Source organism: Thermotoga profunda AZM34c06 (assembly GCF_000828675.1).
In the GTDB taxonomy this organism is placed as follows: domain Bacteria; phylum Thermotogota; class Thermotogae; order Thermotogales; family DSM-5069; genus Pseudothermotoga_B; species Pseudothermotoga_B profunda.
This window is the reverse complement of the sequence record NZ_AP014510.1, coordinates 275316-289783: the sequence shown is the minus strand read 5'-3', so window position 1 is coordinate 289783 and position 14468 is coordinate 275316. Positions and strand designations below refer to the sequence as shown.

The 14468-nt window shown below is 36.3% G+C and carries 15 protein-coding genes; 8 read left to right on the top strand and 7 right to left on the bottom strand.

The genetic code is table 11. The annotated features are described in order from the left end of the window. Position 1 precedes the first annotated feature (1 nt). From TSP02S_RS01300 to TSP02S_RS01270, 7 genes are all read right to left on the bottom strand, one after another. Complete coding sequence (locus TSP02S_RS01300; protein ID WP_052465254.1) at positions 2-889, bottom strand: ROK family protein; 888 nt, start codon at positions 887-889, stop codon at positions 2-4. Further along, the gene (locus TSP02S_RS01295; protein ID WP_041081298.1) at positions 873-1502 is read right to left on the bottom strand and encodes a bifunctional 4-hydroxy-2-oxoglutarate aldolase/2-dehydro-3-deoxy-phosphogluconate aldolase; all 630 of its coding nucleotides are present in this window, start codon (positions 1500-1502) and stop codon (positions 873-875) included. Before TSP02S_RS01295 ends, TSP02S_RS01300 begins: the two co-directional genes overlap by 17 nt. 16 nt (positions 1503-1518) lie before the next feature. Beyond that, on the bottom strand, positions 1519-2997 hold the full coding sequence (locus TSP02S_RS01290) for a tripartite tricarboxylate transporter permease (protein ID WP_198407756.1): 1479 nt from the start codon (positions 2995-2997) through the stop codon (positions 1519-1521). Positions 2998-3009: 12 nt separating this feature from the next. Next, positions 3010-3426, bottom strand: a complete 417-nt coding sequence (locus TSP02S_RS01285) for a tripartite tricarboxylate transporter TctB family protein (RefSeq protein WP_232503787.1) — start codon at positions 3424-3426, stop codon at positions 3010-3012. Between the two features lie 60 nt (positions 3427-3486). Continuing rightward, on the bottom strand, positions 3487-4422 hold the full coding sequence (locus TSP02S_RS01280; protein ID WP_041081294.1) for a tripartite tricarboxylate transporter substrate binding protein: 936 nt from the start codon (positions 4420-4422) through the stop codon (positions 3487-3489). Between the two features lie 427 nt (positions 4423-4849). Next, positions 4850-5830 (bottom strand): SAVED domain-containing protein, encoded by a 981-nt coding sequence (locus TSP02S_RS01275; RefSeq protein ID WP_041081292.1) that lies wholly within the window; start codon positions 5828-5830, stop codon positions 4850-4852. Further along, complete coding sequence (locus TSP02S_RS01270; protein ID WP_041081291.1) at positions 5818-6348, bottom strand: hypothetical protein; 531 nt, start codon at positions 6346-6348, stop codon at positions 5818-5820. Before TSP02S_RS01270 ends, TSP02S_RS01275 begins: the two co-directional genes overlap by 13 nt. Before the next feature lie 138 nt (positions 6349-6486). On the opposite strand from TSP02S_RS01270, the gene TSP02S_RS01265 reads away from it, so the two are divergent. From TSP02S_RS01265 to csm3, 8 genes are all read left to right on the top strand, one after another. Beyond that, complete coding sequence (locus tag TSP02S_RS01265) at positions 6487-7179, top strand: hypothetical protein (protein ID WP_041081289.1); 693 nt, start codon at positions 6487-6489, stop codon at positions 7177-7179. A 34-nt stretch (positions 7180-7213) separates the two neighbouring features. Continuing rightward, complete coding sequence (locus TSP02S_RS01260; protein WP_041081287.1) at positions 7214-7990, top strand: hypothetical protein; 777 nt, start codon at positions 7214-7216, stop codon at positions 7988-7990. Positions 7991-7994: 4 nt separating this feature from the next. After that, positions 7995-8399, top strand: a complete 405-nt coding sequence (gene csx20 / locus TSP02S_RS01255; protein WP_041083998.1) for a CRISPR-associated protein Csx20 — start codon at positions 7995-7997, stop codon at positions 8397-8399. 18 nt (positions 8400-8417) lie between these two features. Then, positions 8418-9842, top strand: a complete 1425-nt coding sequence (gene csx1, locus TSP02S_RS01250; RefSeq protein ID WP_041081285.1) for a CRISPR-associated CARF protein Csx1 — start codon at positions 8418-8420, stop codon at positions 9840-9842. Between the two features lie 81 nt (positions 9843-9923). After that, positions 9924-11075 carry a putative CRISPR-associated protein gene (locus tag TSP02S_RS10675; protein WP_052465253.1) on the top strand — a complete coding sequence of 384 codons (1152 nt, stop codon included), beginning with the start codon at positions 9924-9926 and terminating at the stop codon, positions 11073-11075. Between the two features lie 4 nt (positions 11076-11079). Next, entirely contained in the window at positions 11080-13278 is a 2199-nt protein-coding gene (gene cas10, locus TSP02S_RS01240; RefSeq protein WP_041081283.1) for a type III-A CRISPR-associated protein Cas10/Csm1, read from the top strand. Further along, on the top strand, positions 13271-13687 hold the full coding sequence (gene csm2, locus TSP02S_RS01235; RefSeq protein ID WP_052465252.1) for a type III-A CRISPR-associated protein Csm2: 417 nt from the start codon (positions 13271-13273) through the stop codon (positions 13685-13687). Before cas10 ends, csm2 begins: the two co-directional genes overlap by 8 nt. Further along, positions 13684-14466, top strand: coding sequence for a type III-A CRISPR-associated RAMP protein Csm3 (gene csm3, locus TSP02S_RS01230; RefSeq protein ID WP_041081282.1), 783 nt, complete (start codon positions 13684-13686; stop codon positions 14464-14466). Before csm2 ends, csm3 begins: the two co-directional genes overlap by 4 nt. The last annotated feature ends 2 nt before the right edge of the window (positions 14467-14468 follow it).

Below are 14468 nucleotides of genomic sequence, written 5' to 3'. Positions count from 1 at the left end.
ATCACACCCCTCCAAAAATTTTACGGCCAAGTAATAACACACCAATAACACCTGGATTTGGTTTGATCTTCGATAATTCTACAGAAACTATCTTACCAGGTAATTCATAGTAATTTTTCTGTATGTATTCTACCACCAGGTTTGTGTAGAATTTGTTTTTTGTTAATCCTCCACCAATTACGAGAGTTTCTAAATCGAGTATATCTACAACATTTGTCAAGAATCTTCCTAAAACCTTGGCACCATGTAAAACTATCCCGCGATATGGTTCAATACCTTCTTCTGCTCGCTTTAATATTTCTTCACAACTCAATTTTTGTTTTAAAAGTGAATAGATCTGATTCTCTAACCCTCTTCCTGAAGAAAGAGCTTGGAGACAACCTCTTCGACCACAACTACAGATTGGTCCGTCTTCCTCTATGATCGTGTGTCCTATTTCACCAGCCGTAAAATGAGAACCATGGAATATTTCCCCCTTTATGATTAAACCCATACCTATCCCGGTGCTCACAGTCACGTAAGCCAGATTTTCAGATTGGCGAATCCGCGCTTCGGCATATGCGGCAGCGTTACAGTCGTTTTCAATAATTCCATTATCACCAAAGATCACACTCAGAGAATTTTTGAGATCAAAATCTTTCCATCCCAAATTGGGCGACCACAAAATAACTCCATTTTCATCTACAGCCCCTGCTGTACATACACCCCAGAATCTTGGTTTATCTTGTTTCAAAAGCCTTTTGCACACCAAAGACAATCTTTCCAGAAAATCACTAAATCCCTTCGATGACTCAGTCAGAAATTGTTCATAATCACATATCTCCAAACTATCTTCATTAAATGCTGCCACGAAAGTTTTAGTTGCGCCTATATCAATACATAGATCCATTGATACCACCTATTAATTTTTTTAAATTGGCTATTCTTTTCGATAACTGTGCCAAATCCCTTTTACTTAAAAGTTCTTTGTTTGCTATATAAGAACCTATTCCAACAGCCGATGCTCCTGCATTAAGGTAAGAAATTATATTCTGATCTGTCACACCACCAAAGGGCATGAATTTGACTTTCGGGAAGGGCCCTCTATAAGATCTAAGCAAATTCAGATCTGCTGGATAAAGCTTCAAGAAATCAAAACCCATTTCCAAAGCATTTTGTACATCTGTTGATGTGTAGACACCGGGTATGTAAGTTATACCATCTTTTTTTGAAAGTTCTGCGATTTTAAAACTCAAACCAGGACTTAACACATAATCTGCACCACAATTTAGAGCCTTTCGATAATTTTCCTCTTGAAAGATAGTCCCTGCACCTAAGCAAATTTTTTCACCAAATCGATTTTTGAGACCTTCCAATATCTTATCAGCACCGTCGTCAGAAAAGCTAACTTCTACAAAATTGAAATCATTTTCCAGCAATATATCACACAAATCGATTGTTTCCTGTAAAGAGAGATGTCTGATTACTATCAATACTTTTTTATCAATGAATTTTTTAATCACCGCCGTCTACCTCCAATCAAACTTTTTTCTTCCTCGCAACTGAGCCAAGAAGTGAAATCACAGAAAGGACTAACAAAGTCAAAGAAATAGGTCTTCTCAAAAATATGAATGCATTACCCCCGCTTAGAATGAGTGCCCTTCTCATATTTGCTTCTGCCATGGGACCAAGGATCAAAGCCAGTACTATAGGTCCCAGAGGTACATCAATCAATCTGAAAACAAAACCAATAATACCTGCAATAAACACAAGAATTAGATCAAAAGAACTGTTGTTTATTGCATAAGTTCCTATTAGAGAAAGAATAATTATCGTCGTCCAGACAAAACTTTGAGGTAAAGATAGAAATTTGGTGAGAGCTTTCGAAGCGAAAAAACCAACAGCAAGGAATGCAATATTTGCTAATATCATTAATATCACAACCATGTAGACAAAATCAGCCCTATCTCGGAACATAACTGGTCCTGGTTGTACACCATACATTATGAAAGCACCAATCAAAACGGCAGTTACGGCATCTCCTGGTATTCCCAATGCCATCATCGTCGTCAAAGCACCACCCAAGCAAGCATTGTTGGCAGTTGTGGATGCCGTCAAGCCTTCTAATGAACCATTACCGTATTCTTCTGGTTTCTTAGCGATTTTTTTACTTTGATCCCATGCAACTAATCCTGCTATATCTGCTCCAGCACCTGGTATAGCTCCTATGATGATTCCTATGATCGATGATAACAACGCAACTGGTGTGACGCTCTTCATCTCTTTAAGCGTTGGGATGACTCTGCCCAATTGTTTTGTCGCATTTTGGTCATTTTCATAGGTTTTTTTAGACATGTAAACTTGGTAAAAGACCTCGCCAATACCGAAGAGCCCTATCATCATTGGGATAAAAGATATCCCGTTGAGTAATTCCATTCTCCCAAAGGTAAATCTCTCTGAACCAAATATAGGATCTAAACCCACAAGTGAGATTGAAAAACCCAAAAACCCTGCTAATATACCCTTGAAGATTGACTTACCCGAAACAGCAACCATTGTTGAAAGTCCAAATATGGCAAGTGAAAAATACTCCGCAGGTCCAAAAGATAATGCAAACCTTGCCAGGGGAAAACCAATCAAAATCAGCGCAAGAACACCCATAATTCCTCCAAAGGCAGAAAAAACTACATTAATGCCCAGTGCAAGACCTGAAAGCCCTTTTTTAGTCAAACTGTAACCATCAAAAGTGGAGGCAATTGAAGCAGGCGTGCCTGGAGTGTTTATGAGTATAGCTGAAATACCTCCTGAAAAGATTGCAGAATTCCATACCCCAACGAGCATCGCAAGGCCTTGGTTTGGTGAAAGCCAAAATGTCAATGGAGTGAGTATTGCTATCGCCATGGTCGCCGTCAGTCCTGGCAAAGTTCCAATCAATAATCCTGAAAAAGTGCCAACAAGCAGATAAACTATTGCTTGTGGCTCCAAAGCCTGAACCAAACCTTGAATAAACTGTTGCACACTATCACTCCTTCAAAAGAGTATTACGTGAAAGATTTTCCCAAATAGAAAATAAACACTTAAATCCAGAACGGTAGAGCCTATCAATGCATAATACCAACTCGATTTGGTTATTATTTGAATGAAAAATAACAACAACCACGTATTAATAAGAAAGTTTCCCTTACCCCAAAGCAAGACATAGATAAGAACACAAAAGATAATCGTCAAAGTTCTAACCCACTGTCCTTGCAAAATCTTTTGGTCCTTTCTTTTAAAAACTTTCCAAGCGCCGTTGAAAAAAATCACACAAGAAAGTATCAGTATAACCCATGCCACTATACTTGGAAAAAAATTAGGGCCAGGCATATTGGCTATACCCTTAGGCAATTTTGAACTCTCCATTAGAAGATAGATTGAAAAGCAAAGTGTGACCATCGAAAAAATCATGTCTGTCAATATCATCACTCCATTTCAAGGCTGCCCTTTGAGGGCAGCCTGGAATGAATTTCATTTACCCAATGCTTTTGGTATGAGTTCCATGAACATATTGTATTGAGACATGGCAAAGGCTTTAAACTTTTCACCATCCAAATATGCAGGTGTCATACCTCTATCAGCAAGAAATTTCTGAAATGCTTCACTGTCATATGCCTTTTTGAATGCATCTGCAAGAGTATTGTAAACTTGTGGATCAACACCTTTTGGCAATGCAAGACCACCCCATGCAGCAACGGAGACATCGTAACCAAGTTCTTTCAGAGTTGGTACTTCTGGAAATAGAGACGATCTTTCATCACTCATCACTGCTAAAATCCTTAATTGACCTGATTCCACACCGGATTTTACCTCTGTAGGACTCACAGTAACAGCCGTTATATGTCCTCCCATCAAAGCAGCAACTGCAGGTGCTGCACCATCAAATGGAACATGAACAATCTTTGTACCTATAGCTTTCTCAAAACTCAATGCAGCAATATGCCAAATGGAACCAGGCCCAGAGTTTCCAACGGTGACAGTACCAGGGTTTGCCTTTACGTAACTGATGAATTCCTCAATATTTTTCCATCTTGAATCAGCTCTCACAGTAACAGCTGCAGGTATTACCATTATTCGCATGAGTAGATCAAAATCTTCTGGAGTGAAGTCGGCATATCCAAGGGCTTTCACCATCGAAAGTTCAACAGGCACATATCCCATCGTATATCCGTCTGGTTTGCTCGTTTGAAGTCTTTTCATCGCGATTGCTCCTGAAGCACCAGTGATATTTGTACACGTGATTGGTACCTTTAGAATTTCCTGTGCAATTGCTGTTATTGTTCTTGATGTCATATCCGATGCTCCACCTGGTGCCGCTTGAATGATAAAGGTGATAGGTTTGTCTGGATAAGCGGCAAAGAGTACACTGGCAAAAAGTACCAAAAACACCATGAAAAACCTTCTCATAAAACAACCTCCTTTTGAAGGATACGCTTCCATTATGATTTGAGATGGAAGCTTTCACTTCAAAAGTATCACACTTAATATTTAAAAGCAAAAACAGACAGAAGCGGGAAAATCCAAAAATTTTCCTAAAGTTGACTAATAATTGATTAAAATTAATTGTTGCTTCTCTTTGCTTTGATTTCCTATATAAATCACCTATAATCTCGTTCTAAAAATAAAATCCTCTCATAGCAAAAACACAATTAGGATGATTAAGATAAATCTACCGAAATTTATACCCAATAAAGTTCCAAGGTGATGAATAAGAACAAAATACGAACTTTTATGTCAAGGGTACGATAAAGGGGCAAAAAGACAGAGTGTTTGGGATAAATAATACAAAGGATGTTGCTTCTCCTATTTTTTGTTTTTTCGAAAGAGTCATTCTTCAAAGTTGCAATTTTTCCAGTCTCAATGCTTCAAAGTAACTTTTTTTGCTATCATATTGATAAATTGAAGCGTTCACAAAATGACCTATAGCCATACCTAAGGCAAATGCTATAGGCAAAGGAACACTTAAAAAGAAGTGAAAGCGCTTGAAATGTCTCTTAGTTTTGATGAATTGAAATAGACTCATCAATTCGGCAACTTCACATGACCAGTCTCCAAGTGTTATTCCCCCAGTATCTGCGTGAGAAATTTTGATCATCCTGGTACTTAAATTCCGTCGTTTGAGAAATTCTTCGACATCAGCAAATGGTGAATGTGAAGCAAATTGAACTACAAAAGCACAATCTCTTCCATTACCAACTTCCTCGAAACGAATCTTCTCAAATGAATTTACATCTTTCAGTTTCTTGATGATTCTGGTATTTTTTCTTAAATCTATTACCTTGTGATATTCATTATCTTGATAGTGATACAAAACCACAGGGTTCTGTGAACCAAGCATGGCTCCTACACCCATTGCAAGTGAAGCGGGACCGAGCAAGGAGATATGGGGAATTCCACCGTTGGATACGATTTTGTCAATTATTTTGTGAATTTTACAAACCTCTTTTGGAAAATCTTCTTTTTCAAGGCTGCCAGATGTATAAAGTAAATTCACACCAGATATCTTTTCAAATATCTCTCTTTTCACGCAGTTTTCCACTTTCTCGCTGAGTCTTTGAAAAGATTGATTCAAGTAATTAAAGCTTCTTTTATCTGAAAAAGACACCAAGAATGGCACATTGTAATCTTTTTGTGATGCAAAATTCAGAGCCTCATTGGCATTCGAAAAGTCTTCCTGGTTGAACAATATTTTGCCAGATTTCTTACAGATTTCCTCTTTTAAGTGAATTAAAGCTGAAGATTTGACAGCCAAATCCTCTTCAAGACCACCTGTGAAGACGTTTGCGATACTCTTCGAAAACTTCAAAGAGTACAAGCCAAATCCTCTTCAAGACCACCTGTGAAGACCCATAGTTTATTGTATTTTTCAGAGTTCAAAGCAATATAAAGTGACAGCATAAAAGAATCTTCAACAATATCTGTGTCAAAGAAAACCGAAAGATTCTTTTTCAAGATCTTGCACAATTTTTCGATGTACACTGACACAGAAGGTACGTTTGTGAATGGCTTTTCAGTTATTATGGCAGCACCACGTGCCAGTTTGGCTTTATCTTTGAGAACCGCGGGAAATTCGAATTCCACGTAATCGTTACAAAGTATTTCACAACAATGCTTTGGATTTATATTCAAAAACTCAGAGAAAAGTTCATAATTCAAATATTTTTTCTTTCTCGAATTGATAAATATTTCATAAACAATCCATGCTTGATCATGATTTCTATCTTTTGAATCTATTATTGTGTGTATTGCTTCATCAATACTTATAGTTCCTTCTCTTAAGGCAGATACAAAATAGCCTGGGTTGTTATTCAAAAACTTTAGAAATCTTTTCATCCAAAACCCCCACAATGATTCTAATCCAATTGCAAACAATATTCTATATTAATTTGGAAAATCACCTAAAGATGAATTAAAATATTAAAAGGTAAGTAATATGATCGAGTACTTTTCGTGGCATGGGGGTGTATCACATTGTCCTATCTATTTTTGAAGGGATGTACAGAGCTTTTAAGCTGTAGAAAGCTTTCTAAGAATTTTCATGATTATCTTTCATCGCTTTTCACACGAACCGTTTACAGAATCTCAAGGAAATACTACAAACTCAAAAATACAAGTGATCTTGTTGGAGATTTTTTGCAAGACTTTTATGAAAAACTCTATAAACTCTGTGAACTTGTTTTAAAAAATACAAATCAAATAAAATCAATCGATGCATATGTCAATCAAAGCATCGCCAATTTTCTAAAAATGAAATTTGAATCATTTGTCAAAGAAAAGGAAAAAATATTATCATTAGATGAGAAAGTTGATAAATCAGGTAAAGGTGATGATGAATTTATCGAGATAATTGGTTATGAATATGAAGAAGATACATTTTCAAAAGTAATAGCAGAAGATGTATTTGAATTTTTTTTAAAAGAGTGCGAAAAAAAGAAAACAGACATGAAGAGATACATCTGTTCTTTTATCTCACAAGAAATCTCCAACGAAGACAGATTCTCAAATCCTAACTGGTCCGATGCAAATAAATACAAGATAAGGGAGAGAACCAAAAAATTCATACGGGATTTCGCTGAAAAATTCTCGGTTGAAGAGAAGGTAATGGGTTTAGTATTAAAAAAATTCATGTCAGAAATATGTAAAAAGATGAATCTAAATAGTTAGAGAAAGAAAATCTTTAAAACCTGGGGGTCAAAGCATGTCTTTACTCAAAGACTTTATGAAAATCTACAAAAAATCAGTGAAAGACTTTCAAAATACGAATTTGATAAGAGTTTCAGAAAATAAAGAGCTTTCCTTGCGCGATGTTTTCGCAGTTTATACTACGCATCTTCCTATCTATGGAATAGTAACTGACAAGACAAAAGATAAGATAACTTTTGTCTATCTCACAACTTTCCTTCCACTTGCCTCAGTTGAAGCAATCGAGGTGAAGATAAAAGATTTGTTCGACACCGTTAAGTTAACCCATATGACGTTTGAGATAGATTGCCAAACTATAAAACCATTCGCAAAAATCTTGGGACCAGTCAAAGATCTACAAACTATCAAAGAAAATGTCCATAGACTCAGAGAAATAAATTATGGAACATTACACAGAGAGTTTTTCGAAGATGAAAGAAGACGAGTAGAGATTATCCTTCAATTGATGAGAGAAGACGAGAAGATCATTTATGTACCATCAAGTGTTTTAGAAAAATTCAAGCAATTTGCGCAGCAGAAAGCCGTTGCAGCAACTGAGAAGAAAACAATAAGAGTGAACTGCGCAATAGTAGTCTGTGAAGATTTGGGACTCCGTTTCTTCTTTTCAGATGAGTGTGAAAACAAAATAGGCAAGATATACCTGCTCAATGAACCAATTTTCAGTGGTCATCTAATAAGTGGACTGTTGATCAGAAACTTGGGAGATCTTGTTCATTACGTTTCTGAACAGACAATGAGAATTGAAGTTCAAAACGAAGATAACAAAGGATGATAGCGTGAATAAACTGTTTTTGATATTCAATCACGAGCTCACGGAAGAACAAAAAAATTATATATTCAACAATTTAGAAGTCAATGAAATTATCAATCTACCACCTGAATTGTCCAACTTTTGGTCTAATATCCCGCCTGATATTGATCTTACTCCCGAAATATTTACAGAACTGGAAGGTTTTCTTCTTCAAAACAGAGATCCGAAAGTAAATAACTACTGTTTGATACAGGGTGATTTTGGCGCAACCACTTACATGGTGCATTGGTGTTACAAAAATGGATTCATCCCTATCTACGCTACCACCAAAAGAGTCTCTAAGGAAATGAGAAAAGAGGATGGAACCGTGGAGATAGTAAAAATCTTCAAACACGAACGATTCAGAAGGTATGTCCTTCCAGATCCTTAAAAGGGGGGTATACAATGAATGAATGGTTTGATTTATCAAGTTGGACGAATCTTAGGTGAAACCAAATCATTCTTCATACCTTCTCAAGAATCACAAGATGATTTTTGTCAAGAATCCGAACTTTCAAGCTTCTTTCTCAAAAAGTATCATCTAAGCACAAAAAAAGAAGAGACAAAAGTGATACTGATCTACCCTGTCAGTATACTTCTCAACAAAAGACTCCCCGAAGAGTTCAAAAAAAGAAATCTGCATGATCTTGAACGAGAAATTAAAGATATCGTTGAGAATCCCGATGAATATTTGAAGAACCCCGTTTCTTACATCCGTAAAATACCCTGTGAAAATGATAAAGACGACATACTCGTAATTCACTCACTTGGTACTTATGAGAAAGTTGAGTTAAAAGGAGACTACGACGATATAGTTTTAGAATTATTTTTTGACATGGTAAAAAGATACCTTCGCGAACAAATACAGGAATTCTATCTTGATATTTCAAGTGGTTTGAATATATACATCTCCGCGATGATCGAAGCAGCGAGATATTTTTCGATATTTGCTACATTAGTGAACTGGCCTGGGGAAAACTCTCCAAAGATAACCATAACCTTCTCAGATCCCATAATTGGGAGTACAGCCTCAAAATATGAAATACATTTTCAAAAACAGGTTTATCCGACAGCTTTTGAATCACCATTTTTATCATATTTTAAAAGAACATATCAAGGTACAAAATTGACTGAAGATGAACTGAATAGATTTCTAAAAACCGAGATTTTCCGTGATAATGAAAAACTAATCAGACCACTCAAAAGATCACTGAGCGAGAAATTGCTGAAGAGTTTTTGGATTTATTCTGCAATTATAAATTGTGTACCTTTATTTCTTTACTATGAAAACAAACACACAGAACAAGAAATTTTTCAAGAAATTGAAAATTTGATCGAATATGCAGAGAAAAAATTATATAGCAACTACAGAAAATCACCAAAGTTGAACAAAGAGGCTTATGTAGAAATAATATGTCAGCTTGGCCTATACATAGGAATGATCAGAATGCTTCAAAGCAAGGATATCAAACCAATCAACCGAGATACCGGGGTAAGTTTAAAAAGAATCGAGAGTGTTTTTAAAGAGATATTAACTCAAATTGGTTTCAATCACAGTCTTACATTTTTACTAAATGAAGTAGACCTCATGATCATTAAAACTAATAGGTATCTTGAAAAAACTGAGAATCAAGTGAATGGGTGGTTTAGCATGCGTGAAGTTATAGATCCAGGATCTAAAAGCACGCTGAGTGAGAGAAATTTCTTTGCCCACATTGGTTTAGCAAGAGATATCACAGAATTAAGAAAAGGTACAGATGAAACAATTTATGTTAGATACAATGAACATACATCATTGGACGAAGTACGCGAATACCTATTGAGAAATATCTGATAAGTCATTTATCTTGGATAACTGTCAGAAATATGCCGTGGGGAGCATCATATTGATTGGGACAGAAAGGAGCGATTATGGATGAGTTACAAAGACACTCTCATATGTACAGTTGGAGCAAGTCTTAAAACAAATTCCATTAGACCAAATTCTCCAGAACAGTTAAAAAAATTAATAGATGAAGCTCAATCTGAAAATATGGCTGGAGTTGCCCAAATTCTGCGGAACATTAAAGATCCTCACGATAAGACCTGGGGAGCAGAGATCAATTCCGTTGCGAGCTTGATCGAAAAAGGTTTCCTTAATTCCAGGCAAAAGATATTTTTATTGGTTTCTGATACTCCCGATGGAGAACTTATCGGTAATATTCTCAAAGAATATTTCCAAAAAAACAAAAATAATCTTGAATTCAATAGTGTTGAGGTTGTGAAAGTGGATAAACTCAACGATAAAAATCGTTTCGATTTTAAACTCCATGGCTTGAGAAATTTGGTAAGAGAAATGGCTAATTGTGCGAAAGATAGTCTCGATCGATGTATTATAAACGCAACAGGTGGTTACAAGGCTGCTATCGCTTATGCAGCATTACTTGGACAAGCCCTAAACGTTCCCGTTTATTATCTTTTTGAATCCTTTGATGAGATAATAGAACTTCTCCCAATCCCAGTTAGATTCGATCCAGATCTATATAGAAAATATTCAAAGATCTTCGCAATGCTCGAATATATGAACACCGTTGAAGAGAAAAGATTCTTGGAAAAATTTGGTTTTCAAAGTTGGGCGAGTTTACCAGAGGAAATAAAGATATTCATTGAGCGAACTCGAATAGATACAGAAGACTACTTAGCACTAAATCCCCTTGGACAAATCTATTTAGAAAGTACTGAATGGGATTGTTCAACCATTGATGATGATGACTATAAAACAAACAAACCTTTTTCAGACAAAATCACAGGCTCAGGTGGACATGCAACGAAATTCAGAGAATTCAACGAGAAAATCACCGAAGAGATAGCCAAATTACCTTGGATTGAACTTGTCAGCATAACTGGAAGTTCAGAAATCGAAAGTGGAAATGCATTCAGGGTGTGGATAGAGAAAGACCATCTCAAGATGGTTTTGAACAGTAAAAAAGGAACAGGATTTTACGTCATCCAAACTACTATCAAAAATCAAAAATTTCTTGAGTGCGTGAAAAAGAAAATAGAAGAAATTCTTCAAGAAAGGAGGTGAGTATGTGGACAAAGAACGCGAAACTTTAGCAATCGGAGCACTGATACACGATATAGGAAAACTTGTAAGAAGAGCTGGTCTTGTAGATCAATCGCAGAAACATACTCTCGCAGGTAGTGTTTTTATCAAGGATGTTGATGTGGATGACAAAAAAATCTTTGCTCCATACCAAAAATTCATGTTCTACCATCATGAAGCGAATCTTGACGATCCTGATCCACTTACCTGGTACGTGTGTTATGCGGACAACATTGCAAGTTCTGAAAGGCAAACTAAACAAGATGAAGGTTTTGAAGAAAGAAGAACACTTGAAAATATCCTGGCAAGGATAGGGAAAGATGACGAAAGAACAATTGATTCCTACTTTAAACCAGGCGCAATAGGAGAGATCGACCATACAACAAATGAAAAAATAGCAGATCAATCAGACTTCAAAAAACTATACACGGCACTTGTGGATGATTTAAAAAGACTATCTCTGAATGTTGAAAACTTGAGATTCTTATTGTACAAATATCTCTCTTTTGTACCACAGTCAACGCAAAAAGAAGGGATCATGGATATATCGCTATATGATCATTTAAAAGTCACCGCAATGATCGCACTTTCAATCTACGATTATGTTAAAGCAAAGAAGATCCCAATTGAGAAATATAACGACCTAAAAAGTCTTGAAAATGAACAAGTTCTTCTACTCATCGAAGGTGATGTCTCTGGAATTCAAAGATTCATCACCAATGTTTCATCAAAAGGTGCACTTAGATCTTTTAGAGGACGCAGTTTCTTTATAGACCTATTCCAAGAAATCATTGTAGACAAGATACTCCAAGAAACAGGATTTTTCAGAACAAATGTACATTTCGTTGGTGGAGGGCATTTCTATTTAATAATATCAAACACAGATCAAAACATCGAAAAACTCAGAAAGGTTCAAAAGGAAATCAACCAATGGCTCTTAGAAAAAGCGACAGATTTAAAACTCATTGTTGAGTATGAGCCAATGGCACTCAGTGAAGTGAAAGACCCATCAGAAGTTTTTCAAAGAATAAATGAAAAGATCAGAACAGCGAAACTGAGAATGTATTCTGTGGATGAATTAAATGAGCTTTTTGATCTTGTCAATATCAAGAGTGTTCAAAACTTACAGACATGCAAAATCTGCGGAAAAAGAACCAAAGAACTTCTTAGTTTGAGAGAGGATCAAGAACCTTCAGCATGTGATTTTTGTAAACAGATGTATGAGTATGGTAGACAGATGGTGTATGCAAAATACTTCTCACAAGACCCACAAGGAGATTTTGAAATACTCAACGAAAGATACAGTTTCAGTGACAAACCATTGAAAGCCAAAAACTACGTCCTTGGGCTTAGAGAAATCGGCTCAGAAGATTCTCAAAACTTGATCTTCATCGATATGGTCAGTTATGCCAAACATCAGGAATTTGAAGAACTCGCCGAAGAATCGGCTGGGAAAAAACTCGCATGCTTGCAAGCAGACATTGATAATCTCGGTACCATCTTCAGAGAAGGGTTAAAGACAAAAACTCTGTCAAGAATCAGCACGCTTTCGAGATTATTGACTTATTTTTTCAAACACAAGGTTAGAAAATTGGCCAAAGGTAAAAATGTTGCTGTTGTCTACTCGGGAGGAGACGATCTTTTCATTTTAGGTGGCTGGGAAGATATCTTGCAATTCGCTTATGAAATGCAGATGGAATTTCGTAATTTTACTAATGAAAACGAAAATATCACCTACACGGCATCTTTTGTTATCTTTGATGAAAAAGAAAACATAGGTAAGGTGAAAGAAATGGCGCAACAGGCTGAAAAACTTGGAAAAAAACATGGTAAAAACTGCATAGTTCTTTCACACGGTATGAAGAGAGTTTTCAAAAACCACAGATCAGTACTGGAAAAACCACAAATTGTGAGTTGGAAAGATTTCACAGAGAAAACATACAGAATCTACGAAAAACTCTCAAAATTAGCAACTTCCGTCGACAGAAGCGTCATAAGAAAGTCTCTTGAAATATCCTTAGAAGATTCTCCACTAAACAAGGCATTTTTGGCGTATATCGAAGCTCGTGAGAACGAACAAGACAAAATTTTTGCAAATTTGGTTAGAACACAGGAAATTCCTGCACTCAATGCTATTTTACAGCTTATAGATCTCAAAGCAAGAAGGAGGGATGAAAATGGCTAATGTGGAAGTAATAAAGAAATTACCGAAACTATCGGAATGGAATATGTCTGAAATGATTAAATTCTCAGAAAATACAGCTCGAGAATTGAGAATAAACATGACCCAAATAAGGAAATTCCACGGACATATAAGCAAAATCTGGAGTAAATACTCGATGAACAGACCATCTTACTTGAAAAATCTCGATGCCTTTAAGAGAGAAATACGAGACGAAATGATCTTTGTCAAAGCTTATCTTGCTTACCAAACTGGTCGTCAAGATGAACTGAGAGATCTTCAAGATATTCTCGGAACTGCTATAGACAAGATTAATGATCAAGCTGATTTTGAGTTATTTAAAAAATTCTATGATTCAATACTTGCATACTTCAAATACTATGAATCTCAGAAAGGAGGACAAAGAAGATGAGTGAAAACGCAATTAAGCCAATCTTGGGAAAATACATAATAACTGGCAAGATTGTTTTAAAAACAGGTACAAGGATTGGAGGCACAGATACAGGAATATCGATAGGTGGTATCGACAACCCGATAATTAGAAACCCACTGACTGGTGAACCATATATACCTGGTAGTTCATTGAAAGGGAAAATGAGATCATTGCTTGAAAGACTAAAGAAAATGCGCCTTGATACGTTTGGATCAGGAAAGAATGCAGTAAGAAGACATGAATGTAATGATATCAACTGTGAAATCTGTCGTCTCTTTGGATCTTCTCCTAAAACAGAAGGCGAGAAAGTGAATATACCCGCGAGGATAATCGTCAGAGATGCGCATTTAACAGAAGAATCCAAGGAAGCCCTTGAAAGCATGGAAACAGATGTACCTTATGCCGAATGGAAAATGGAAAACGGTCTTGATAGAGTAACCTGCCATGCAAGCCCAAGAACTAATGAGAGAGTGCCAGCTGGTGCAGAATTTTCATTTGAGATTGTTTACACAGCCGAAGAAAAAAGCAATGTTGAAACAGATCTAAGAAATATTTTCACAGCACTTGAATTGATCGAAGATGACTATATTGGATCTAGTGGATCAAGAGGTTATGGAAAAGTCGAGTTTAAGATAAACCAGATGATTTTCAAATCTGAAAAATATTATACCGGTGAAGAAGAAAAAGTTCTCAGCTTTGATGTCGAAGGAAAGACACCCTCTGAACTCAAGCAGAAATTGCCCAACTTGAAAGGGTGATT

What these genes read in the sequence shown, in the direction of transcription:
- TSP02S_RS10675 (WP_052465253.1), top strand. Translation starts at nt 9,924, where the DNA reads ATGAGTTACAAAGACACTCTCATATGTACAGTTGGAGCAAGTCTTAAA.
- csm3 (WP_041081282.1), top strand. Translation starts at nt 13,684, where the DNA reads ATGAGTGAAAACGCAATTAAGCCAATCTTGGGAAAATACATAATAACT.
- TSP02S_RS01285 (WP_232503787.1), bottom strand. Translation starts at nt 3,426, where the DNA reads ATGATTTTTTCGATGGTCACACTTTGCTTTTCAATCTATCTTCTAATG.
- TSP02S_RS01280 (WP_041081294.1), bottom strand. Translation starts at nt 4,422, where the DNA reads ATGAGAAGGTTTTTCATGGTGTTTTTGGTACTTTTTGCCAGTGTACTC.
- csx1 (WP_041081285.1), top strand. Translation starts at nt 8,418, where the DNA reads ATGAATGGTTTGATTTATCAAGTTGGACGAATCTTAGGTGAAACCAAA.
- TSP02S_RS01260 (WP_041081287.1), top strand. Translation starts at nt 7,214, where the DNA reads ATGTCTTTACTCAAAGACTTTATGAAAATCTACAAAAAATCAGTGAAA.
- csm2 (WP_052465252.1), top strand. Translation starts at nt 13,271, where the DNA reads ATGGCTAATGTGGAAGTAATAAAGAAATTACCGAAACTATCGGAATGG.
- TSP02S_RS01300 (WP_052465254.1), bottom strand. Translation starts at nt 889, where the DNA reads ATGGATCTATGTATTGATATAGGCGCAACTAAAACTTTCGTGGCAGCA.
- TSP02S_RS01270 (WP_041081291.1), bottom strand. Translation starts at nt 6,348, where the DNA reads ATGAAAAGATTTCTAAAGTTTTTGAATAACAACCCAGGCTATTTTGTA.